The 22222-nt window shown below is 56.9% G+C and carries 21 protein-coding genes; 4 read left to right on the top strand and 17 right to left on the bottom strand.

The annotated features are described in order from the left end of the window. The first annotated feature begins 110 nt into the window (after nt 1-110). Nucleotides 111-797, top strand: a complete 687-nt coding sequence (locus tag H7U36_RS04520; protein ID WP_033127071.1) for a Crp/Fnr family transcriptional regulator — start codon at nt 111-113, stop codon at nt 795-797. A gap of 34 nt (nt 798-831) precedes the next feature. Here the strand turns inward: H7U36_RS04520 and proC are convergent, their stop codons facing one another. The 16 genes from proC to H7U36_RS04440 form a co-directional block, all read right to left on the bottom strand. Next, complete coding sequence (gene proC, locus H7U36_RS04515; protein WP_205155754.1) at nt 832-1632, bottom strand: pyrroline-5-carboxylate reductase; 801 nt, start codon at nt 1630-1632, stop codon at nt 832-834. 78 nt (nt 1633-1710) lie between these two features. Next, entirely contained in the window at nt 1711-2367 is a 657-nt protein-coding gene (locus H7U36_RS04510) for a ketopantoate reductase family protein (protein ID WP_243426692.1), read from the bottom strand. Nucleotides 2368-2592: 225 nt separating this feature from the next. Then, nucleotides 2593-3030 (bottom strand): hypothetical protein, encoded by a 438-nt coding sequence (locus tag H7U36_RS04505; protein ID WP_138304714.1) that lies wholly within the window; start codon nt 3028-3030, stop codon nt 2593-2595. Continuing rightward, a complete protein-coding gene (locus H7U36_RS04500; protein WP_033127068.1) occupies nt 3030-4181 on the bottom strand; it encodes a YdjY domain-containing protein in 1152 nt (383 codons plus the stop codon). Before H7U36_RS04500 ends, H7U36_RS04505 begins: the two co-directional genes overlap by 1 nt. Nucleotides 4182-4436: 255 nt before the next feature. After that, nucleotides 4437-4748, bottom strand: coding sequence for a thioredoxin (gene trxA, locus H7U36_RS04495; RefSeq protein WP_033127067.1), 312 nt, complete (start codon nt 4746-4748; stop codon nt 4437-4439). Nucleotides 4749-4839: 91 nt separating this feature from the next. After that, nucleotides 4840-6324: a sensor histidine kinase gene (locus H7U36_RS04490; protein ID WP_205155753.1), complete on the bottom strand. Its 1485-nt coding sequence runs from the start codon at nt 6322-6324 to the stop codon at nt 4840-4842. A gap of 38 nt (nt 6325-6362) precedes the next feature. Further along, nucleotides 6363-7028: a response regulator transcription factor gene (locus tag H7U36_RS04485; RefSeq protein WP_033127065.1), complete on the bottom strand. Its 666-nt coding sequence runs from the start codon at nt 7026-7028 to the stop codon at nt 6363-6365. A gap of 15 nt (nt 7029-7043) precedes the next feature. Continuing rightward, on the bottom strand, nt 7044-7787 hold the full coding sequence (locus H7U36_RS04480) for a lantibiotic immunity ABC transporter MutG family permease subunit (protein ID WP_033127064.1): 744 nt from the start codon (nt 7785-7787) through the stop codon (nt 7044-7046). Next, entirely contained in the window at nt 7784-8572 is a 789-nt protein-coding gene (locus H7U36_RS04475; protein ID WP_033127063.1) for a lantibiotic immunity ABC transporter MutE/EpiE family permease subunit, read from the bottom strand. Before H7U36_RS04475 ends, H7U36_RS04480 begins: the two co-directional genes overlap by 4 nt. 11 nt (nt 8573-8583) lie before the next feature. Further along, nucleotides 8584-9303 carry a lantibiotic protection ABC transporter ATP-binding subunit gene (locus tag H7U36_RS04470; protein ID WP_191493893.1) on the bottom strand — a complete coding sequence of 240 codons (720 nt, stop codon included), beginning with the start codon at nt 9301-9303 and terminating at the stop codon, nt 8584-8586. Nucleotides 9304-9696: 393 nt separating this feature from the next. Beyond that, nucleotides 9697-11142, bottom strand: coding sequence for a WD40/YVTN/BNR-like repeat-containing protein (locus H7U36_RS04465; protein ID WP_033127061.1), 1446 nt, complete (start codon nt 11140-11142; stop codon nt 9697-9699). A 66-nt stretch (nt 11143-11208) separates the two neighbouring features. Beyond that, nucleotides 11209-12399 (bottom strand): type II toxin-antitoxin system RelB family anti-toxin, encoded by a 1191-nt coding sequence (locus H7U36_RS04460; RefSeq protein ID WP_171031579.1) that lies wholly within the window; start codon nt 12397-12399, stop codon nt 11209-11211. Between the two features lie 143 nt (nt 12400-12542). Further along, nucleotides 12543-13964, bottom strand: coding sequence for a hypothetical protein (locus H7U36_RS04455; RefSeq protein WP_138304728.1), 1422 nt, complete (start codon nt 13962-13964; stop codon nt 12543-12545). 15 nt (nt 13965-13979) lie between these two features. Then, entirely contained in the window at nt 13980-14369 is a 390-nt protein-coding gene (locus tag H7U36_RS04450) for a GntR family transcriptional regulator (protein WP_138304730.1), read from the bottom strand. Nucleotides 14370-14543: 174 nt separating this feature from the next. Next, complete coding sequence (locus H7U36_RS04445; RefSeq protein WP_138304732.1) at nt 14544-15812, bottom strand: SLC13 family permease; 1269 nt, start codon at nt 15810-15812, stop codon at nt 14544-14546. Nucleotides 15813-15824: 12 nt separating this feature from the next. Beyond that, complete coding sequence (locus H7U36_RS04440) at nt 15825-17336, bottom strand: UxaA family hydrolase (RefSeq protein ID WP_243426691.1); 1512 nt, start codon at nt 17334-17336, stop codon at nt 15825-15827. A 155-nt stretch (nt 17337-17491) separates the two neighbouring features. Between H7U36_RS04440 and H7U36_RS04435 the strand changes: the two genes are divergently transcribed. Continuing rightward, nucleotides 17492-18460, top strand: a complete 969-nt coding sequence (locus tag H7U36_RS04435) for a LysR family transcriptional regulator (protein WP_033125927.1) — start codon at nt 17492-17494, stop codon at nt 18458-18460. A 154-nt stretch (nt 18461-18614) separates the two neighbouring features. Next, nucleotides 18615-19679, top strand: a complete 1065-nt coding sequence (locus H7U36_RS04430; RefSeq protein WP_033125926.1) for a VanZ family protein — start codon at nt 18615-18617, stop codon at nt 19677-19679. Nucleotides 19680-19733: 54 nt separating this feature from the next. On the opposite strand, the gene H7U36_RS04425 is transcribed toward H7U36_RS04430, so the two are convergent. Next, a complete protein-coding gene (locus tag H7U36_RS04425) occupies nt 19734-20267 on the bottom strand; it encodes a TetR/AcrR family transcriptional regulator (protein WP_033125925.1) in 534 nt (177 codons plus the stop codon). A 167-nt stretch (nt 20268-20434) separates the two neighbouring features. On the opposite strand from H7U36_RS04425, the gene glgB reads away from it, so the two are divergent. After that, nucleotides 20435-22222: a 1,4-alpha-glucan branching protein GlgB gene (gene glgB / locus H7U36_RS04420; RefSeq protein ID WP_033125924.1), complete on the top strand. Its 1788-nt coding sequence runs from the start codon at nt 20435-20437 to the stop codon at nt 22220-22222.

Below are 22222 nucleotides of genomic sequence, written 5' to 3'. Positions count from 1 at the left end.
TCGTATAATGCAAATCAAACCTAATGACAGTAACTGTAAACGAAACTTGTTCTTTTCCCGGCAATGTACTAAAATGATACCAGCATAAACACACAGGAGGTATCACACCTATGACCGTACAAGAAGACCAGGCATTTCTTGAAAATGCGCTCCCCTTTTTCCCCCGCCTCTCTCCCTCGGAGAGATCGCTGCTGTTGCAGAGCACCACGTCCGTTTCCTATAAGAAGGGAGCCTCCATCCACCGGGCGGACTACAAATGTCTGGGGCTTCTCCTTGTAAAAACAGGATCCCTGCGGGTGTACATCATGTCCGAAGACGGCAGGGAGATCACCCTGTACCGCATCTATCCCGGGGAGCTGTGCATCCTCTCCGCCTCCTGCGTCCTGTCCTCCATTACCTTTGACGTGTACATAGACGCCGTGGATGACAGCCAGGTCCTGCAGGTCAGCTCCGCTGTCATCTCCCTTCTGATGCACGACAACATCTACGTGGAGGCCTTTGCCAACAAGGCGGCGGCCGAGCGCTTCTCGGACGTCATGTGGGCTATGCAGCAGATCCTATTTATGAGCTTTGACAGGCGCCTTGCCATCTTTCTTCTGGACGAGTCCGCCTCCCTTGCCACAGACACCCTCTCCCTGACCCACGAGCAGATCGCAAAGCTCATGGGCAGCGCCCGGGAGGTGGTGACCCGGATGCTGAAATATTTCTCCCAGGAGGGCTATGTATCCCTGGCCAGGGGCAGCGTCACCATCCTGGACAAAAAGGCTCTCCGGAAGCTGGCTGACTCTGCGCAATAGCCGCTCCCTGGCCCGCTGGTCTATTCATAGGTCTCTATTCATAAGTCTTCATGGCGGCCTCCACCGCCTGGATGACGGCTGTACGAAGGCCTGCTCTCTCAAGGGCGGCCACGCCCCGGATAGTGGTGCCTCCCGGGGAGCACACATCGTCCTTCATCTGTCCCGGATGCTTTCCCTGGTGGAGCATCAGCTTCCCTGTGCCAGCCATCATGCCCGCGGCCAGCTCGTAGGCCTGAGGCCTCGTAAGCCCGTACATGACGCCCGCATCCCCCAGCGCCTCTATAAACATGCTGGCAAAGGCAGGCCCGCAGCCGCTGATGGTGTTGGCGATGTTGACTTTCCCTGTCTCCACCTCCACCGCCATGCCGATGTCAGACAGCAGGGAGAGGAAAAATGCGTGCTCCTCCTCCGTGAGGGAATGTCTCTTCTCGCAGGTGTAGATCCCCTCCCCCACTGCCGCCGGGGTGCTGGGGATGGCCGTGATGTGGTGGATGCCGGGCCCCAGCATCTCCTCAAAATCGTCGAACATGACGCCTGCCGCCACGGACCAGAGGACTTTTCCCGCAAAAAGGCCCTTCAGGGGCTCCAGCACCGCCCCGGCCATCCAGGGCTTCACCGCCAGCACTACAAGATCCGACTGCTCCACCACCTCTTTGCTGTCCCGGCAGGCTCTCATTCCCCTCGCCTCCGTGTTCTTTTTCAGCTTTTCCCGGTTCACTGCGCAGGCGCACATCCTGGACGGCTCCAGTGTGCGGGTGTACAAAAACCCATCCGCGATAGCCTGTCCCATATTTCCAAATCCGATAAATCCAAGCTTTACCTCTTCTCTTGTCATACCATACCTTCCATACGGGCGTCCTCATTCTTTTCCCGCGTTTTCTTATCTTTTCTTATCCTGATGCTATTGTAACAGTCAGTAGGACGCCTCTATCTCCTTTATCTTCTCATATAAAAATCTGTTGGCCAGCACAGGGATGCCGTGCCTCTCGGCCATGGGGATCACAGTCCCCGCAAACATCTCCACCTCCGAGGGCCGCCTGGACACAGCGTCCTGGCGCATGGAGGGCATGCCCTCCGGGGAGAGGGTGCGAAGGATGGCGATGTACTCCTCCAGATCCTCCTCTGTCAGCCGGATGCCCTCCGCACCTGCAAGGGCGATCACCTCCCGCATGGCGGCCAGCATAGTCTCATGGGCCCGGCTTCCCTCCTCCAGGGCTCCGCCGTAGTTGGTCTCAAAGTCCATGCATGTCTGATTGACTCCCACGTTCAGCATGAATTTCCCCCAGAGCCTGCGGAGGATATCCTCCTCCACTGTGTAGGGCATCTTTATCTCATCAAAGTAGGCTGCCACCTGCTCCAGATTCTCCTTCTGAGAAGCGTCCTCCGCGCCGATCCGCAGCTCTCCCATTTTTGTGTAGGTCAGCTTACTGCCAAATTTCATGGCGTCCATTCCCTGTGCCACCGTGTCGATCAGCCGCCCATGGCCATACCGCTCCCCGATAATCTTCTCACTGCTTATACCGTTCATCACAGAGAGGATGACCGTATTCTCTCCCACACAGTTTTTCATGGTGTCGAGAGCTCCGGCCCCTTTGCGGAGGCGATCTGGTCTCCGTAGAGAAGGCCCAGGGCACCCATTCCGATGATCGCTGTTCTCTCCATCATCCTCTTTCCCTCCTGCTCTTTTGTCTCCTGTAAAACAGGATACCACGGACCGGAAGGCATGTAAAGAAAAGCCGCCCGGCCGGGGATCATTTCCTCCTCCCCGGCCGGGCGGCCTCTCCTGTTTTCCTGTCTATTTTTTTGAGGGTCTTTTCTTTCTCTGTTCTCTTCGGTCTGTCAGTCGGTTTGTCAGCAGCACGGCCAGATATCCCAGCAGGGCCGCCGCCAGCAGAACGCCGTTGACAAGGTTCTGGGAGGGCGCCTGCCTGTGCAGTGCCAGCCGCAGAATAAAAGCCGGCCTTGTCAGGAGATCCTTCCCGTAGATAAACTGGTAGACCAGTACTGCCGCCAGTGTGCAGACCACCAGATTGACCAGGCTGAACAGGGCCCCTGCCCTCCTCCCTTTCAGGAAGGTAATGCCCCACAAAAGAAGGGCGCCCCCTGCGAACACAGCCAGGAACAGGGTGCCCATATTGACCTTCATGCAGATCACCACCGAGTTGACACAGAGCACCGTGGCCAGGCACGCCCAGATCAACCCGTTATAGACAGCTCCTGTGACCCTCGCCATCACTCCTCAACCGTAAATGTGGCGATGATGTGGGTTCCCTTGGCAGGCATCTTGTCAGAGGGTCCGAAGGTGATCTCCTCCTGATACTGGTAAGCCGCGTTGCTCGTGATGCCGGCCGGGCAGCTCTCCAGGCACATGATACAGCCTGTGGCGTACTCCTGGTTCACCTCCAGGTTGCCGCCGAAGCGCATGTCCATATCCCTCTCCTCGGAGGCCGTAAACAGATCCGCAAAGGAGCAGTTCTCTGTGCCGATCTCCACATTTACATCCAGTCCGGTTCCCTCAATGATGCCGTCCGGATCGTCCAGAGCGATGTTGTTGCCGTCCTGGGCGCCCAGCTGCTTCAAAGCCTCATAGAATTCCTTCGTGTCCGCTGTTGTGGTAAATAAGGTCTTATCCGCATTGGATCCCTCCTCATTTACGATGGCGTGGATTGTCGACTTGTCATAGCCGGTGGAAAGAATGTTCATGGAGATAGTCTTTGCCTCCTCATTTACCACCATGGACGTATCGTCCACTTTAATGGTAAAGGTGACATCTGTCCCCTCCTCCGGCATGCTGTCGGAGGGTGTAAACTCAATAGGCTCGTTGTACTGGTACGCCGCGTCGCTGGCAATACCTACAGAACAGCTCTCCATGCAGAGCAGGCAGCCTGTAGCATACTCCTGATTGAGGGCCACGTTGCCGCCAAAGCGCATATCCATCTCCCGCTCCTCGGAGGCTGTGATCAGATCGTATGTATCATACTCTGTCCCGTCCACTGTGATGGACACATCCAGGCCGCTGCCCAGAATGGTGCCGCTCTCCGCGTCAACAGGAATATTGTTTCCCGGAATACCTCCCAGCTCCACAAGGGCGTCGTAGAAGTCCATTGTGGACGCCTCTGTGGTGAAAAATGCGCTCTTGGCGTTGCTCCCCGACTCATTGACGAGCAGATGGATAGAGGACTCAGTGTTTCCTGTAGCTGTGGCCTGTACCGTGATAGTTTTAGACGCCTCGTCCACGGTCAGGGCATCTGTACCCTCCTGGGTCTCCCCCTGCGCCTCCTTCGTCGTCTCCTCTGCACTGTCACTGCCCGTGTCCTTCTGGGCTCCGCACCCGGTTATTCCCAGCGTCAGAAGCAGGGCGAGAAATACTGCTGTTTTTTTCATAAACCTCTCCTCCTTTGTCAAAAAGTGAACAATATTTCTTCTTTATCTTAACCCTGTCGCCTCCTAAAGGCCAATCGGTATTTATTATATATCATCTCATATATTCATTTTTTCTATATATGGCAGGGCTGCAGAAATTCCCTGACCTTGCGGCCGCAAAATAAAAAGCAGAGACCTCTCATCCCTGCTTTTCTCTCCTGCTCCCACCAACCGCAGCCGGGGAACAACATCTGTTACATTTTTAGGAATTCAAGCCTACACGCCCAGCAGATCCTTGATCTCCTCCTTGCCCTGGGCGCCGATGGCCATGTTCACCTTCTTGCCGTCCTTGAATACAATGAGAGTGGGGATGGACATCACTCTGTACTGCTTTGCCAGCTCCATCTCCTCGTCCACATTGACCTTGCCGATCTTCACGCCTGTCAGCTCATCAGAGAGCTCCTCAATGATAGGGCTCACCATCTGGCATGGGCCGCACCAGGTTGCCCAGAAGTCTACCAGTACCGGCACGTCTGACTGTAATACCTCTTTTTCAAAATTGTCCTTTGTAAAATGTAATGCTGCCATATTATCAATTCCTCCCTTTTGGATTTGTTTTTTTGTTTCTGTCTCTATTATACACGATCCGGGAGGTTTTTCTGTAACCAGGTCACATTCTTTACAGTTTTTTCATATTCTCAGGTTTTTGTAGATCGGAAAGCTTCCTGTCCTGCCCGCTCTGCGGCGTTTCCCGAAGCAGGGGCAGCTCCACAAGAACCTGCGCGCCGCCTTCGCACAGATTGGCAAGGCGGATGCTCCCGCCTGCCTCCTCTGCAAAAGTGCGGGCAATGTAAAGCCCCATGCCGTAATGCCCCTTCCGCCTGGCCTCCCCGTCCTGGTAGAAGCGCTCCGTGGCCCGCCAAAGGGCCTCCCTGGAAAAGCCGGGGCCCTCGTCCTCCACAGCCACCGTGAGCCTTCCCTCCCCGGAGGGGGCGAAGGTGGTCTCTGCCCTCACCTGCACCTTCCCCTTTTCCGGGGAGTGATCCACTGCGTTGGAGATCACGTTCAGCACAGCCCGGGAGAGCCTTTTTTTGTCCCCCTCCAGAACCCAGCCCACGCCGCCGTCTGCTGCTTTTGCCTCACAGCCCCTTGCCGCGCTGCTCCGGCAAATGACCTGCACCTGTCTGGATCTTCCAAGGGCCTGGGCCCTCTCAGCTATCTCCTCCATCCAGGGGCGAACCGGGAAGAGCTCCCGCCCGCCGTCCGCTGCCCTGGCGGAGTCCTTTTTCCCTCCCGCCGGGCCCATGGCCTCCTGGAGGATGGACAGGTAGGCCTCTATGTCTTCTACATTATCCAGGATCTCCCTGTCCCACTCCCGAATCTCCCGGATGTCCTCCGTCTCCAGAAAGAGCTCCGCGTTTCCCCGGATAATGGTGAGGGGCGTGCGGATGTCGTGGGCCAGGGCGCACACCTGCTCCTCCTTTTTTGCCTCCAGCTCCCACTGCTCCCGCAGGGATTTGCGGAGGGCTTCCTTCATTTTATAAATAGCTCCCAGCACCTGGTCGATCTCCCGGATATCCGAGCGCTCCCTCTCAAAATCCAGGTCCTCCCTCTCCACCCGGGCGGCGGCCCGGGACAGCACCAGAAGACGCCGATCCACATATCTGCCAAAGAACCGGGGCACCACCACTGTCAGCGCTGCCAGAAGAAGGCCCAGAACCGCCAGAAAGAGAAGCTCCGCATTGGGGAATATGGTGCGCAGAGCGGGAGAGACAAATTTCGCCATCACCTGGTAGCTGATGAAGGCGATGTTGCCGTTGTCCTTTTCTATTCTCTGCCAGAATTTACCGTACAGTCCGGTTGTCTGCCAGTCTCGCCCCTTCTCCCACACCGCTCTTTGCTCCTGCCCCGATAGGGTGCCGTAGAGATAGGATCCCTCCCTGCTGTATACGCCGTAGGAGCAGGTGTCCGGCAGAAGCTCTCCCTCCACCTGGCCGCCTGTACGGATGGCCTGGGAGGCCGCCATGATCTGGTTCTGCTCATAGGAGGGGATGCGGATGCAGTCGAGGGCGATGAGTGCAAAATAGAGTCCTATGACCACGCAGGCCAGCAGAGCGGCTCCGGTCCCGTATCCCAGGAGGAACCTCACAAAGATTGCATGCAATCTTTTTTGTCTTGGATTTTTCCTGTTTTTAGTCATTTTCAATTTCTCCATTTATAGCCCATTCCCCACACTGTCTCCACAGGCTCACAGCCTGCCTCCCGGCATTTTGCCCGGATGTTTTTTATGTGCTCCGTGATGGCGGAGCTGTCGCTCTCCCCATCGTATCCGAAGACATGTTCATAGATCTGCTCCCGGGAAAACACCTGCCCCCGGTGGAGGGCCAGATACTCGCATATCTCGTACTCGCTTTTCGTGAAGGGCAGCTCCCTCTCCCTGTACACTGCCCGCTTTTCCCGCAGATAGAACCGCACATCGCCGGCTATCACCGCGTGGGTCCTCTCCCGCCTCTCCCGGCGGATGTGAGCCTGTACCCGGGCGCGGAGCTCTCCTATGCCAAAGGGCTTGCGGATATAGTCGTCGGCTCCCAGCCCCAGTCCCCGCATAAGATCCTCCTCCCCGGTCTTTGCCGTGAGAAAGAGGACCGGGCAGTCCACCTCCCCCCGGATGCGTCTGCACAGGGAAAAGCCGTCCATCCCCGGCATCATCACATCCAGGAGGATCAGATCATACTGTCCCAGCCGAGCGGTGTCGATCGCCAGCGGGTCGCTCAGCGCGTCCACATGGCAGCCATCCTTCTCAAGAGCCCGCCTTATGACCCGCAAAATCCCCTCCTCATCGTCTATCGCCAATATATGCACTCCCATATTCTCCCTCTCCCACTAAAAATTCTTTCTCCCCATCCAGAGCAGCGACGCCCCGAAGATGAGGGCTGTCAGCCCGCCGCACACAACAAGCGCCGGCCATGCGTTTCCCGTAAGAACGGCCCGGTCCACGGCGCCCAGGCTATATACTAGCATAAAATCACACCATCTGCCACCAAAGGACCAGGGCAGATACATCCAGATCCCCTCGCCCATACCTGTCAGCATGAGGAAGGCCAGGATGGCACCTCCCACGCCCACACCAATGCTGGCTCCCCTCCCGAACTGGGCAGCCAGGAACAGGTGGAGCATGTACACAGGCGCCTGGCAGATCCAGATTACCGCCGCCTCCAGAAGATATACCTTCATGGAAAATACATTCCCCCCGGGGAGCAGGTGGAACAGAGCCCCAAATCCCAGAGCGGCGATGAGGGCGGCGATAAGGCCCAGGGCCATGAGACAGAGCCATTTGCCAAGGAGAGCCTGCCAGCGTCTCCCAGGCAGCAGAAGAAAGTTCTGAAATCCACTGTTCCTCTCCATCTCCACCGCCATGCCGCAGATGAGCCCTGCAAGAAAGGGCCAGATGCAGGCCAGCACCTCCAGGTAGGCCTGGGCCTTTGCCCCGCTCTCCCAGGCGGAAAAGCTGTAATATAGAAGGAACACCGCCATGCCCACAAGGGGCAGGATAAGGTGTACCCACAGGATGGAGGTGTGGGCGTATTTGCGCATCTCCCCGCAGAAAAGTCTCACACAGGATCTCATGCCTGCACCGCCCCCTTTCTCTCATACCACCTTCGGGACAGATACCAAAGAAAAACCAGAAGGGCCAGGCAGAGCGTCAACCCCGGAAGGATGGCGGAGGTGTCCAGCAGCTCCGGGGAGTAGGTGGGGATCCCCGGCCGGGCCGGCATATTGTTGGGGAGAACTCCTATGACCGCGCACATCAGCCTGGGAAGGACCGCATAGGGGTCTGCCATCCAGAAGGATGTGACGGCTGTGAGGACGCCGCTGGTGGCCAGGGCCACGTTTATGATAAGGGCCGGGAGCATGCCAAGTCTCTGCCCCATCCACAGGCAGAGGGGCACCTGCCAGATGCCGGCCGCTGTCATCACAAGAACCGCCGCCAGCGTCTGTGTCCAGGACACCTGGAGCGTCTGCTCTATCCCTACCGCCGGCAGGAGGATATTTCCCAGCACCCAGGCCAGGACGCCCACCAGGATGTTGGCCTTTGCCGCCGCCAGGGCGCAGGTCAGGATTTTGGCGTCCCACACCCGGGCCGGACGGACGGGGAGGGACAGGACTGCCCGGCTCCCCAGCTTTGCATCTTTTGCCGCTGTCATGCAGCAGACAAGAGAGAGCATGCCCGGATAGAGCCCCACATACCACCAGTTGTAGCCGCTGATAGTGCCGTAGCTCCTGCTCAGCCAGAAGGCCACGGCCAGGGTGACCGCGGGCATGAACAGCCACAGCTTTCCGGTGCCGCTGCGGCGGTATTTCATGGCCTCCGCCCGGCACAGACTCCAGAGAGATATTTTTTCAGAAGACATCCTATTCCCGCTCACGCCTGCCAGCCCCCTCTCCGGTTCTTCTCCACCACTTTCCCAAAGAGCTCCTCCAGATGCCCTCTCCCTGGCATCCCTCCCTGGTAGCCCAGAACGCCTCCTGCCAGGATGCCGATGTGGTCCGCCATCTGCTCCACCTCTCCCAGGATGTGGCTGGATATGAGCACGGTCATGCCCCTGTCCGCAAAGCCCCTCAGCATGGCGCGCAGCTGCTGGATGCCAAAGGGATCCAGGCCGTTGGTGGGCTCGTCCAGTATGAGAAGGTCCGGGTCCGGCAGAAGGGCCGCCGCAATGCCCAGCCTCTGCTTCATACCCAGGGAAAATTTCCCCGCCCGCTTCTTCCCCGTATCCGTCAGCTCCACAATCTCCAGCACCTCATCGATCCGGCTCTTTGGAAGCCCCAGGACAGTGGTGCGCACAAGGAGATTTTCCCGGGCGCTCAGGTTGTCGTAGATGGGCGGCGTCTCTATGAGGACTCCGGTCCTTCTTAAGTCCTGCCTCTGCCAGGGCTTTCCCTCAAAGAGCACCTCCCCCTCGTCCGGCCTCATCATGCCGGTGATAATTTTCAGCAGCGTGGACTTCCCGGCGCCGTTCGGCCCCAGCAGCCCGTAGACGCACCCTCTGGGGATGCGGACCGCCACCTTGTCCAGGGCCCGCGCCTCGCTGCCCCGGAACGTCTTTGTCAGTGATCTTGTCTCTAACACGATTGACTGCATATTCTTCTCCTCCATTTTCTTTTGGAATCGCCCCTTGACCGGGGCCTCCCTGCCTTACATCCGAAAGTATAGAGAGTGGTTATAAGGAATTTATAAGGATGGAGAAAATATGGTATAATGACTACATTGTAGTCATTATACCTGCGCATAAAGCGGTTTCTGCGGAACCGCAGAAATCCGCTGCGCATCTGCCGGAGCCCCATGGCGCTGTGCGGCCATGGTATAATGGCTTACAGAACAGGCTTTCAAATGCCGGAAAAGGAGCTGACATTTGTCACAGCCCCTGCCTTCGGGGCACAGGGCATCGGACAGGCTGCCTTTTGGTCGTCTACACGCTTATTCGGTACGGCATGTTTGTCTTCGGAGCCAAAGCTCCCAAAAAATGATCAACCATCAACCTACCGTGTGGATGGTTCCCTGATAGCTCTCCTTGAAGGTCCATCCGCCGGTCACATCAGTGCTCGTAAAGACAGCCTTTGTGTTGCCGGCTGTCCCCTGTCCCAGGGTCAGTGTGAACACACCGTCCTCCTCTGTGAGAGTGTCCACCTTGTCCAGAAAGCTTACGCTGGAGGGAAGGCTCTCCCAGGGGAGGACAAGCTCTGTAAAGGAGGCGCCTCCGTCAGTAGTCACGCGAAGAGCCGGATACTGCTCGTCCCCGTTCACCGTCTGGAGGCTCGCCACACCGTTTGAGGTGTCCGCAAAGGCAAGGCCGTCCAGCATCATACTGTCCTCATAGAGGCTGGTGGAGGAGGTCCATGTCGCTCCCCCGTCATGAGTCCAGTACACATAGACAGCGCCCCCTGTCCCCATAGTCCAGTCTGTCCCAAGCCCCGCGTAGCCGTTCTCACGGTCCAGGAACCGGACGATCCTTCTCGTGCAGAGCCTTGGCATGTAGTCTGTAAAGGGAATATCCTCCCAGGTCTGCCCTCCGTCCCCGGAGAGGCGGAGCACAGGCGTCTGCCCGTAAAACACGGCGTAGAGGCCGTTTTCCTTGTCCCCGTAATAGCTGTCCTCAAAGAGCAGTCCGCCCCGGCCGTAGGTCTCCACTGTCTCATCTACCTGCTCCTCGGTGAGCCCTGTATCAACCCAGGTCTCTCCCGCGTCTCCTGTCAGGAGCAGTTCCCCTCCGTTTAGCCGGTAATCCATCATCATCACAGACTCCGGGTGCCCCGCCAGGGCCTCCTGGTCCGCAGCCTCACAGTAGTATTCCAGGCGCTCTCCTGTGGCTCCGGTGCCGTCCGTCAGAGAGATGACCATAGCGGAGGAGCCGTCGCTGACACCGCCCTCTCCCCGCTCATACTCCTCCCAGGTGAGCACCGGGAAATCCTCTCCCCCGCTTCCGTCCAGCACAGGAGTCCCGGCGGGGAGCTGGGTGTCCTGCTGGTACTCTACCTTATATCGGTCAAAGGAGAGGAGGCGGATCTGGGCCTCAAAGGGAATTCGCCGGATCTGGCTGTCGATATAGGCAAAATCCGCGTTGGGGTCATAGTAGGTGGGAAGAGCCGTCTCACTGTACTCCCGGCAGGACAGCTCCCCGGCTTCCTCATCCCAGGTGTAGCCCACGTGGGAAATGTACTGGTCCTGGCTGTCAAAGCCGATGACTGTCAGGGTGAAGTCCGTCACCTCTCCCTCCTCTGTGATGTCCGCCCCCAGATAGGCGATATTGCAGTTTTCCGGAAACTCCTCCGTCTCCCTCACTTTATCCAGGATGGAGGAAAGTCCCTCCTGCTCCAGTGTCTCTTCTCCTCCCCGCTCTGTCCACGTTTTTATCAGAAACGCCGCCAGGGCCGCCGCGACCAGTATAGCCGCCACAAGCAGGATCTTCTTTTTTCCCTTCATAGTCTGTCCCCTTTCTGATCCTATACTGTCTGTCCTACGCTCTGTCCGCCAGGGCGGCCGTCTGTGCTATCCGGCCGCCCCGTCCATGACTCTTCTGAGTGTCACCGGCGTGGTGTCCTTCATGCTGACCCGGCACAGAGTGACCGTTCCCCCGTCATTTACCGTTGTCTCCCCGCTCTCCAGGATGCAGTCACGGTTCAGCACAAGAGTCCATTTCGGCCCCTGGCCTGGCAGGACGAGGGCCAGCGTCCCGTACTGCAGGCAGTCCTCATATTCGTAGAACTCCGTCCCTCTCGGAGTTTCAAGGATGATCCCTCCATCCGGACCGCCTGTCAGCTCCAGACGGTACCCGTCTTCTCCCACCCATGTGCCAAGGAGGGCATTTGACACATAGTAGTAAGCGACGCCATCGCTCCTGTCCCCGTAGGTGGCCACAAACTGATGCACGCCGCCGTCCTCCTCAGACTCATAGGTGACCGCGCACACATCCTTCTCAAGCCACTGGGTCTTCACCTCCCCCGCGACCGTAAAGGGAATCTCCTCCGCCGGTCGGACAAAGGGGCCGGCGGCAGGCCGGTACAGCCTTGCCGCCCCGCTGTCCTCCCTGATCTTTAGAACCATACAATTGCCTGAAAGCCCAGGCGAAAGGCGGATGACCTCCCTTTGATCTGTCCCTGTCAGGAAGGCCGCCGCCAGGTTGCCGCAAAAAAGAAGGCCAAAGACTGCCGCCACAGCCGGCTTCAGGGCAAAACGTCGCAGCCGGCGGACACAGATGCCGCCCAGCAGAAGGAAAAGAAGAGCTCCTGCGTTTACCACATAGAACATCCACCAGGCCATGTACTCAATCTGGTACCTCCCCCGGTTCAGAAGGAACCAGACCTGCAGGGCCAGGCAGAGCACCCCCAGCACAAGCAGCACCCACCCGGCTCCCTCAGACAGATAGCCGCCCAGCGAACAGGTCTTTTGGAAATTTATCTGTTTCTTTTGATCGCTTTTTTCTATCACATATAATGGATTGGTTTCTCCGACAGTCTCATAGGCACTCTCCTTGGATCCGCCACGGAGGATCTCCTCCACAGGCACCTCCAGCACCCTGGCAAGCTCAAGAAGGACGCTGATATCCGGCATCCCCTGGCCTGTCTCCCATTTGGAGACGGCTTTGTTGGTCACCCCCAGCCTGTCGGCCAGCTCCTTCTGAGTCATCTGCTTCCTTTTCCTGCAGGCCGCAATATATCTGCCTGTCTTTTCCGCATCCATACACCTGCCTCCCTTCGCTGTTTCTGCTCCTATCATACCCCGGCCCAGGAAATCTGGCAATATACGCAGGGAAGAGCGGGAGTCCACGGACAGTGGAGTCTCCCGCTCTTCCCTGCTTTTCAGCCCTTCCGGACTTTTATTTTCTATTCCCCAATCACCTGTCCGGCCAGCTCTTCATACCAGGAGAGGGTGGTCTCCTCCTGGCGGCTGTTTGCGAACACAGTCATGTCGTCGAGCTGTATCTCCAGGATGGGCTCACATCCCGTGTACAGGAACATCATGCATCTTCCTGTCTCCTTTCCCCTGAAGTATCCCACATGATACTCCTCCGTGCTGCCTCCGTTTGTTCTTGTAAAATTTTCCTCCGGCATACTGTCCAGGAGCTCCACGGACCGGATCCTGGCCCTGTCAAAGGAGCAGTCGTACCCGGCCGCCTCAAAGGTAAAGGTGTCCCCCTCCTGTGTGAACACCACCTCCACGTTGACAAAATCTGACAGGAGCACCGCGGTCCAGACCAGGCCGCCCAGGATGACAGCCGCCAGGACTCCTGTGATCACCTTGGCCGCCGGCCGCCCGTAGTTCATGGACATGTTCATGCTGTTGAACCTGTCCTGGACGAAGAGATGCCGGTCGCCCGGATTGTTGTACCAGCCCTTCTTCCAGTACTCGTCATCGTCAATGCAGCAGGCGGAGGTGTCCGCCTCCAGCACCTCCCTGCGCTTTCCCACGGACAGTCCCAGGGGAAGGAGGAGGACGGCGACGGCCAGGAATATAAGCCCTGTGTAGATAACATACACAGCTCCCGGCATGTCCGGGCCGTACCGGTAATAGGCGATGGCCATGAAGATCCAGGAGACGCCGTTTGCCCAGGAGGCGTACACAAGCCCCTCGGTCCAGGACCGCTTCGTCAGCTGGTTGGCCGCCAGATTGATCTGGCTGTCCTCGCTGTACACCCGGTTGGGACGGCGCTCCACTCCCACATGCATGGCCAGGAAGAGAAGGCAGAGCCCCACGCCGGTCCCGTAGAGCAGCCAGAAGGGCCAGGCCTCCGGGGTGTCCACCTGGAATTTTCTCTCCGCCACGGCCACGAAATACGCTGTGGCCACGGTCAGAACAAGGATGGGCAGATGCCACTTCCAGTCAAGGGACAGCTTCGAGGAAGCCGCCGAGACGGCTGTGTCAATGCGCACGATCTTCCTGCTCCTCTCATCCATCCAGCCGTTCTCCATCTTCAGCCTGTACATCCGCCTGTGGGGGACGATGATCAGATACTCCAGACCGCACACGTACTCCAGCAGCCAGAGCATCCACACGATGAGAAAGGCCATGTAGTCCAGAAAGCAGACAAAGCAGATGAGAAAGCTGGCCGCCAGGTTGATCCGGTGGAATAGGATCCAGCTTTTTTTATGCCTTTCACAGAGCTCCCTCACCCGGGGGTGCTGGACACAGGTAGCCGGAATATGGACCCCCAGCACCATCCCCTCCCGGTATTCCCACAGCTTTCCGTAGGAGTACTGGCAGAGTGGGACAATGATCAGATTGCAGACAAGAAAAATAAAAAACATGGCAATTTTCATCCCTTACCCCTCACTTTCCGCCGGGTGCATACTGGCAAACATCGCCTCACAGATGCCCATGAACTCGTCCTGTTTCATTCCCTTCAGGCAGGCCTCCGCCGACAAAAGCTCCAGCTCTGCCTCCAGCTTTTCCCGAAACCTCTCTTCCGCCTGCCCGGCCGGCAGGACCGTGGCCCCCTTCCTCCGGTCGATCTCGATAAAGCCCTCCGCCTTCAGGATCTGATAGGTCTTGTTGACCGTCATGGTGTTGATCCCCGCGTCCCGGGCCATCTGCCTCACGGAAGGGAGAGTCTCCCCGGCCCGCAGCTCCCCTCTCCCTATGCCTGTGACGATCTGGTTGCGAAGCTGCACGTAAATCGGGGTCTCACTGCTCATATCCAGCGAAATGATCATGGCTGACACCTCCTCTTTGCAATCCCATTTTCCCCTTTGTAATCTATGCCACTATAAAAAAAGTATTATCTGTATTACATTATATAATACAGATAATACTTTTTGGCAAGTACTTTTAGAAAGAAAGATCGCTGTCACAGCGCTTCTCCTGTCTTTATTTTCCATTCTTTATCTTTAATAGAAGGGATAGAAGACAGGCAGGAGTACCATGCTGACCACAAAGCACACAGCGCTGACTGCCAGGCCCGGTTTGATGAAATCCTTAAATCTCACATTTCCCGGCTCCAGGATCATGGAGTTGGCAGGAATAGCCATGGGTGTGCACACCGCCACGCTGCTGGCAATAAACACAGCGATAACCACCGCCCGTGGATCTGCTCCGAGGGCTTCCGCAATAGTCCAGGCAATAGGACACAGAAGGGTGCAGGCAGCCGTGTTGCTCATCACCTGTATCAGTCCCCATGTCAGGATCCAGAGAGCTGCCATCAGGATAATGGGGCTGGCATTTCCCGTCAGAGAGATCACAGCATTTGCGATCATCTCGCCGGCTCCGGTGTTGTTCAGAGCGTCTCCAAGGGGCATCATGAAGGCCAGCATGAACACGGTCAGTATCTCAAAGGAGGCAAATGCCTCTTTCTCCGTCAGCACTCCCGCAAGCACCAGCACTGCGGCCCCCAGACATGCGGTAATATGGATCGGGGGCAGGAAGTCCAGATAATCCTTCAGTACCATTCCCACAATGGTCAGTATCATGACAACCAGTGTAAACGTCCTCTTCCACTGAGGAATGTGGCTGTAGTCCGGGTTGTCCTCTATCTTTCTGCCGCTCTCACGCTCAGCGATCAGCTTGTCCCCGAAGAAGTAGTACAGCACGCCCACTGCGATCAGCATGGGAATTCCGATCTTGGCATACTCGAAAAATCCCACTGTCATTGTGCCTCCGCTGAACTGTTCTATCGTATTCTTGGCAATCAGATTACCCGGAGACCCGATGATGGAGATGTCCGCTCCAATGGTGGCACCTGCCACAAGCGGGATCAGGAGCTTAATCGGCTTGATGCCCGCTCCCCCCGCGATCCCCATAACAATGGGAAGAAGGATGGCCACGGTGCCTCTGTTGGACACAAAGCCGGACATGACGCCAGAGAAAAGGAAGACCACCAGCATCAGCCCTCTCTGGCTTTTCGTGTGCTTCAGCATCATCTGGCTGGTGGTGTAGGCCAGACCTGTCTTGAAAAAGGCCGCCCCAACCACACACATGCCAAGGATCAGGAGTACATTGGAATTGACCACGCTGGCAAAGATTTCTTCAGCCCCGATAACCCCTGTAAAATAGAGGGCCAGCGGGACGCAGAAGGCCACAAGCCCCATGGGCAGTTTGTCTATGACAAACAGGACTATGGCCGCCACAAGAATGATCAGTGTAATAGCTGCCTGAGACATAACCGCACCTCCCTATACAAACCTGCAGACATGGCCTACAGCAATGTCTGAGAACCCGAAGGCCTCAGCCTTTGTCATCTTTCCGTTGCAGATATCCCTGATGGTTCCCACCATCTCCCGGCCCATTTCCTGGTAGGTCTTCTCCCCGCTCACAATGGGACTCAGATCGATATCCATATTGTCCTCCATCTTCTCAAATGTCCGCCTGTTGGCCGTCACCTTCAGCACAGGGACGATGGCGTTGCCTGTGGGCGTTCCCCGGCCTGTGGTAAAGATCACAGCCTGGCAGCCTGCTGCCACCATAGAGGTTACAGAGGAAATGTCGTAGCCCGCCGTGTCCATGACAATAGCTCCGCGTTTGGTGGGGCGCTCCGCCTGCTCCAGCACCTCCACGATGGGCCTTGTCCCGCCCTTGCGGATACATCCGAGACTCTTTTCATCCAGCGTGGACAGACCCCCGGCCTTGTTGCCCGGCGTAGGCTGCCCTGCCCGGCAGTCCTGGCCGGCCGCCGCCAGATGCTCCTCATATCTGCGGCATACATCGATGACCTGGTCGTGGATCCTGCGGTCTGCCGCCCGCTTAGCCACCACGTGCTCACCGCCGATCCACTCGATGGACTCGCTCATCATGGAGGTAGCCCCCATGTCTACCAGGATATCGCTCAGCTCTCCCACCGCCGGGTTGCTGGCAATCCCGGACGTGGCATCCGAGCCTCCGCACTCTATACCCAGGAAAAATTCAGACACATCGAACAGCTCCTTCTGCTGCATAGCCGCCTCTGCAGCCATATCCCTGGCAGCCCTCACAGCCTTCTCAATGGTCTTCAGCGTGCCCCCTTCCTCCTGTATTCCAAAAGACACCCCCGGCTTGCTTGTCATGGATTGGATCTTTTCCCTCAGCTTATCATGGGGCACTGTCTCGCATCCCAGTCCGATGATGACCACGCCGTACACGTTCGGATTGCAGGCAAATCCGGTCAACACCTTCTGGCTCATGGCTGTGTTGGCCTCCACGTCGGAGCAGCCCGTGTTGAACACGATGTTCACCGCTCCCCTCACCTGACTGGCCACAACCCTGCAGCTCTCGCTTCCGCAGGCGCAGGTAGGAAGGATCAGCACGTGATTTCGGATGCCGGGACGTCCCTCCGCCCTGCGGTAGCCCCAGAACTGAAATCCCTTCATGTCCGGCGCCCCCTCTGACTGTCTGGCACACATCTCAAAGTCATTCCCCGCCAGCTCGCTGTCGTAATCCCTGGGAACGCTGAACAGATTGTGGTCAGCTACCCAGCCGCCTGTCCTGATCTCACAGGAGGTCTCTCCAAGGCTCTCCCCGTATTTGATAACCTGCCCTCCCTTCGCGATATCTGCGACCGCAGCCTTATGGCAGTAGGGAATGGGCTCAAGAGCCGTGACTGTACAGACCTCTCCGCCTTTTCTGTAGACGATCTTCTCTCCTTTTCCCACCTCACTGACACAGGTAACTACATGGTCCGTGGGATCCATCATCAGCGCATTAATTTCCATAAAAATATCCTCCTCTTTTTCCTGTTCCCAACTGCTCTTTGCCGGCTTTCGCAGATTGTTTTTCTTTTTGTATCTTTACAGTAACACGGAAAATCTATATAATCAATTTTATAAAATTTATATTAGTATTAATCAAATTTATACAGGAGGAAGTCATGGAACAGGAGATGAAATACATTTACACAGTCTACAAACACGCCAGCTTTTCCAAAGCCGCAAGCGCGCTATTTATGACTCAGCCCGCCCTGAGCCTTGCGGTCCAGCGGGTGGAGGCGAAGGTTGGCATGCCCCTCTTTGACCGCACCTGCAAGCCTCTGAAGCTGACCGCCGCCGGGGAGCTGTACATCCGGAAATACGTGGAGATCGAAAACCTGGAAAACGAGCTGGAGCAACAGATCAATGATCTGTCTACTTTGCAGGCGGGGACGCTGCGGATCGGCGGCTCCCACTACATCAACTCCTACGTTCTCCCTCCCGTTCTGGCCGCCTTTGCCCGGGAATACCCGAAAGTGCGCCTGGAACTGACAGAAGCCGGATCCAGCGATCTTCTGCAAATGCTCTACGACCACGACATTGACATCACCTTCAACTGCACCGAAAAGCCAAACGACTCATTCCGGAGAGCCCCCTGCTTTATCGACATGATCCTTCTGGCCGTCCCAGCGGATTTTCCGGTCAACCGTCGTCTGGCTGACTGCGCCTTCACCTCCGATGACATCCTGGAGAAAAAGCACCAGCTCTTCGGGACGCCCGGCGTTTCAATGGCAGAATTTGCCGACACTCCCTTCATCCTTCTGACTCCCGGCAACAATCTCTACAGCCGGAGCAGCCGTTTCTTCGAGGAGGCCGGCGTGACACCGGATATCCGCCTCCAGGTATCCCAGCTGGTCACCGCCTGGCACCTCTCCTGCGCAGGTATGGGCGCCGCCTTTATCAGCGATTTTCTCGTCACCTCCCGGACCGACAAGGTCCTGTTCTACAAGATCAGCTCCCCCGGCACGATCCGCGTCTTCGATATAGCCATGTCCGGGCGGCACTATGTCTCAAACGCCATGAAGGCCTTTGAGGAGCTGTTCCGCGAATGGTACGGGATGAATATTCCGGACAGAGAGCCGGAGAGATAAAAAAGCGGGAGGAACCGCAGGGGCTGTATGCCCGCGGTCCCTTTCCAGCACTTCCCACATTACATTTACCTTACATTTCTGTCATTTTCACAAATTCTTCGCCATGATGTGCTACAATACGACCCGTAAAAGAAAACACACGGAGGAAATGCTTATGGGTTCCTATGTACACATCATACTGACGGCTGTGATCGCCTTTCCCTTTATCGCCTTTTTATTTACCTTTCCATACATCATCTACAACTACCGGAAGTACGGCTCCGTGCTCAGCTTCCGCATCCTTGTGGTGTACTCCTTCATCCTGTACCTGCTGTGCGTCTACTTCCTTGTCATCCTGCCCCTCCCCTCCATCCACGAGGTGGCGCAGATGACAGGGCCCCGGGTGCAGCCGGTTCCCTTTATGTTCATACGGGACATTTTTAAGGAGTCCTCCTTCCGCCTGGGGGATCCGTCCACCTGGCTCTCTCTTGTCAAAAACGCCGCCTTTTTCCAGGTGTTTTACAACTTCCTCATGGTCATGCCCTTTGGCATCTATCTGAGGTACTACTTTCGGTGCAGCTTTAAGAGGACTCTCCTCTTCTCCTTCCTCCTGTCCCTGTTCTTTGAGCTGACTCAGCTCAGCGGCCTGTATTTTATCTATCCCAGAGGATACAGGCTCTTTGACGTAGACGACCTGATGAGCAACACCCTGGGCGGCGCTGCCGGATACCTGTGCGCGCCTGCCCTCATGCGGCTTCTCCCCTCCCGGGAGAACATGGACAAAGCCAGCCTGCGCAGGGGCCAGGAGATCTCCCTGACCCGACGCCTGCTGGCCCTTTGCTTTGACCTTTTTCTCATCTTTATTGTAAACAGTGTACTCCTTGCGCTGATCCAGGAGGAATGGGCAAAGGACAGCCGGCTTTCTCTGCTCCTCGCCTTTCTCTACTACACCCTTGTCCCCACCCTGACAGGGGGACGAACGCTGGGGAAGCTCATCCTGAGGATGCGCATCGCGGGGACAGACGGGGCTCGCCCGAAATGGTATCAGTATGCCCTCCGCTGTGGCAGCCTGCTGGCCTATCTCTTCGCGTTGCCCCCGCTTCTGTCCCTTCCCACCTTTCTTGTCTGGTTTTTCTATCTGCTGTGGACAGCCATCCTGGCTGTCCGGCACCGGGAGCTGTTCTACGAGAGGCTGTCCCGGACGAAAAATGTGAGCACCGTGCCCTGTGAGGATCCGTAATCGGCAGGGCGGCATCTCCAGGCATTGGCCGCTCGCTGTCAGAGCAGCTCTCCCCTAGAACATGGGCTTCAGGCACCTCACGATCTGCTCCACCACCCGGACAAAGCTTTCCGTATCTACAGACGGATTGTTCAGATAGGCGTGGTAGGTCCCCTGGATGCAGTAGGACAGGAGAATATCCTTCTCCGGATCCCTCTCATACTCCGGGTATTTCCTGTAGATCACCTTCTTCAGCTCCCCCTCCAGCTGCACGCCAAACCGGCTCTGCTCCTTCCCTGAAAACAGGATTTTTATAAGAGAAATATTGGACAGAAAGGCAAGGCAGAGGGCCCTTGTAAACACGTCCGGGTTCTCTGCGGAGTGTCCCTTCAGATCCGGGATGCTGCTCACAATGGAGGCCACGGTCTCCTTTTCCAGCGTCTCGGACAGGGCGTAAATGTCCGTGTAATGGGCATAAAAGGTTGATTTGTTGATGCAGGCCGCCGCGCACAGCTCCCTGACCCTGATCTTCTCCAGAGGCATCCTGGCCCGCAGCTCCATAAAGGCGTTTCGGATCGCCCTCTCCGTCTTTTCTATTCTTAAATCCATAATATCCTCCCATACCTGCCGCTTTTAACCGACCATTTTTCAAAAGGGTTGGTTTTCCGACATATTCGGTTTATTGTCGGTGGACATCCCTCTGTGACCTGTGATAATTATAGGATATAAAACGACTTGTGTCTATTATCTATGCGCATGATTTACGGAGGATAGCTATGGATTTTTATGGATTTTATACAGGGAAAATTTTTGACGCCTACGAATATCTGGGGGCCCACGCACAGAAGGACGGAACCACCTTCCGCACCTTTGCTCCCTCTGCCTCGCGAGTCTCCCTCATCGGGGAATTTAACGACTGGCAGGAGACGCCAATGGAGAAGGTACATGACGGAAATTTCTGGGAGGTTCACATGGAGAAGGCGCTGCCGGGCATGATGTACAAATACCGGATCTACGGCGGCGACGGCCGCTGCATCGACCACTGCGATCCCTACGGGTACGGCATGGAGCTGCGTCCCAACACCGCCTCCATCATTCGCAGCCGGGACAGCTTCCGTTTCCGGGATCAGGCCTGGATGAAGAAGCGGTCCGACTGTACGGACAAGCCTCTGAACATCTATGAGATCCACTTCGGCTCCTTCAGGAAGCCCTCCGGGGAGCCGGACGACTGGTATACCTATGAGCAGATGGCCGATATCCTGATCCCCTGGCTGAAAAAGACAGGCTACAATTATCTGGAGATCATGCCCCTGGCCGAATACCCCAGCGACGAGTCCTGGGGATATCAGGGAACCGGATTTTTCGCTCCCACCTCCCGGTACGGCACAGCCGACCAGCTCAAATACTTTGTCAACGCCTGCCATCAGAACGGCATCGGCGTGATCCTGGACTTTGTGCCAGTCCACTTTGCTGTTGACGACTATGCACTGGCCCACTATGACGGCACAGCCCTCTACGAGTATCCCCACTCCGCCGTGGGGCAGAGCGAGTGGGGAAGCTGCAATTTCATGCACTCCCGGGGAGAGGTCCGAAGCTTTCTCCAGTCAGCGGCCTTCTACTGGCTCTCCGAATTTCACATAGACGGTCTTCGGATGGATGCCATCAGCCGGGCCATCTACTGGCAGGGACAGCCGGAGCGGGGCGTGAACCAGAACGCGGTGGGATTTCTTAAGTACATGAACCAGGGACTGAAAAAGTTCTTCCCTGACGCCATCCTGTCGGCGGAGGACTCCACCTCCTTCCCGGACATCACGAAGCCGGCCGACCAGGGCGGCCTTGGCTTTGACTATAAGTGGGACATGGGCTGGATGAACGACACCCTGGACTACTTCCGCACAGATCCCGCCTCCAGGGTGCGGGATTACCACAGGCTCACCTTCTCCATGGCCTACTACGGTCAGGAGCGGTACCTTCTCCCCCTGTCGCACGACGAGGTGGTCCACGGGAAGGCCACCATCCTCCAGAAGATGTACGGGGACTACGACGGGAAATTCCCCCAGGCCAGAGCCTTCTACATGTACATGTATGCCCATCCCGGGAAAAAGCTGAACTTTATGGGAAATGAAATCGGACAGCTCCGGGAGTGGGACGAAAAGCGGGAGCAGGACTGGGATCTGCTGACCTATCCCATCCACGATGGCTTTTACCATTTCATGCGGGATCTGAACCACTTTTACCTGTCCTATGCCTCCCTCTGGGAGCTGGACTATGATGCAGAAGGCTTCCGGTGGCTGGACTGCCACGAGGAGGAGAAATGCGTCTACGCCTTTGAGCGCAGAAGCCAAAGGGAACGCCTTGTGGCCGTCTTCAATTTTTCCGATAAAGCCTGGGTGGATTTTGATCTGAAGGTGCCCGGAGCCAGGGAGCTAAAGCCTGCGTTTTCCAGCGATCTGGAACCATACGGGGGCTCCCGCCGGAAGCAGGAAACGCCCCTGGCGGAAGAGGATCACGTCTTCCGGATAGAACTGGAGGCCTACTCGGCACAGTATTTTCTGGTAAAATAG

The sequence above is a fragment of the Faecalicatena fissicatena genome (assembly GCF_016900595.1).
GTDB classification, from domain to species: domain Bacteria; phylum Bacillota; class Clostridia; order Lachnospirales; family Lachnospiraceae; genus Claveliimonas; species Claveliimonas intestinigallinarum.
This window is presented reverse-complemented; position numbering and strand designations above follow the sequence as displayed.

Excerpts from the sequence above, each read along its gene's own strand:
- H7U36_RS04480 (WP_033127064.1), bottom strand. The coding sequence starts at position 7,787 with ATGAGATCCTGTGTGAGACTTTTCTGCGGGGAGATGCGCAAATACGCC.
- H7U36_RS04445 (WP_138304732.1), bottom strand. The coding sequence starts at position 15,812 with ATGTCTCAGGCAGCTATTACACTGATCATTCTTGTGGCGGCCATAGTC.
- H7U36_RS04520 (WP_033127071.1), top strand. The coding sequence starts at position 111 with ATGACCGTACAAGAAGACCAGGCATTTCTTGAAAATGCGCTCCCCTTT.
- H7U36_RS04485 (WP_033127065.1), bottom strand. The coding sequence starts at position 7,028 with ATGGGAGTGCATATATTGGCGATAGACGATGAGGAGGGGATTTTGCGG.
- H7U36_RS04465 (WP_033127061.1), bottom strand. The coding sequence starts at position 11,142 with ATGAAGGGAAAAAAGAAGATCCTGCTTGTGGCGGCTATACTGGTCGCG.
- H7U36_RS04440 (WP_243426691.1), bottom strand. The coding sequence starts at position 17,336 with ATGGAAATTAATGCGCTGATGATGGATCCCACGGACCATGTAGTTACC.
- H7U36_RS04430 (WP_033125926.1), top strand. The coding sequence starts at position 18,615 with ATGGGTTCCTATGTACACATCATACTGACGGCTGTGATCGCCTTTCCC.
- H7U36_RS04425 (WP_033125925.1), bottom strand. The coding sequence starts at position 20,267 with ATGGATTTAAGAATAGAAAAGACGGAGAGGGCGATCCGAAACGCCTTT.
- H7U36_RS04510 (WP_243426692.1), bottom strand. The coding sequence starts at position 2,367 with ATGAAAAACTGTGTGGGAGAGAATACGGTCATCCTCTCTGTGATGAAC.
- H7U36_RS04505 (WP_138304714.1), bottom strand. The coding sequence starts at position 3,030 with ATGGCGAGGGTCACAGGAGCTGTCTATAACGGGTTGATCTGGGCGTGC.
- proC (WP_205155754.1), bottom strand. The coding sequence starts at position 1,632 with ATGACAAGAGAAGAGGTAAAGCTTGGATTTATCGGATTTGGAAATATG.
- H7U36_RS04455 (WP_138304728.1), bottom strand. The coding sequence starts at position 13,964 with ATGTTTTTTATTTTTCTTGTCTGCAATCTGATCATTGTCCCACTCTGC.
- trxA (WP_033127067.1), bottom strand. The coding sequence starts at position 4,748 with ATGGCAGCATTACATTTTACAAAGGACAATTTTGAAAAAGAGGTATTA.
- H7U36_RS04475 (WP_033127063.1), bottom strand. The coding sequence starts at position 8,572 with ATGTCTTCTGAAAAAATATCTCTCTGGAGTCTGTGCCGGGCGGAGGCC.
- H7U36_RS04470 (WP_191493893.1), bottom strand. The coding sequence starts at position 9,303 with ATGCAGTCAATCGTGTTAGAGACAAGATCACTGACAAAGACGTTCCGG.
- H7U36_RS04460 (WP_171031579.1), bottom strand. The coding sequence starts at position 12,399 with ATGGATGCGGAAAAGACAGGCAGATATATTGCGGCCTGCAGGAAAAGG.
- glgB (WP_033125924.1), top strand. The coding sequence starts at position 20,435 with ATGGATTTTTATGGATTTTATACAGGGAAAATTTTTGACGCCTACGAA.
- H7U36_RS04435 (WP_033125927.1), top strand. The coding sequence starts at position 17,492 with ATGGAACAGGAGATGAAATACATTTACACAGTCTACAAACACGCCAGC.
- H7U36_RS04500 (WP_033127068.1), bottom strand. The coding sequence starts at position 4,181 with ATGAAAAAAACAGCAGTATTTCTCGCCCTGCTTCTGACGCTGGGAATA.
- H7U36_RS04450 (WP_138304730.1), bottom strand. The coding sequence starts at position 14,369 with ATGATCATTTCGCTGGATATGAGCAGTGAGACCCCGATTTACGTGCAG.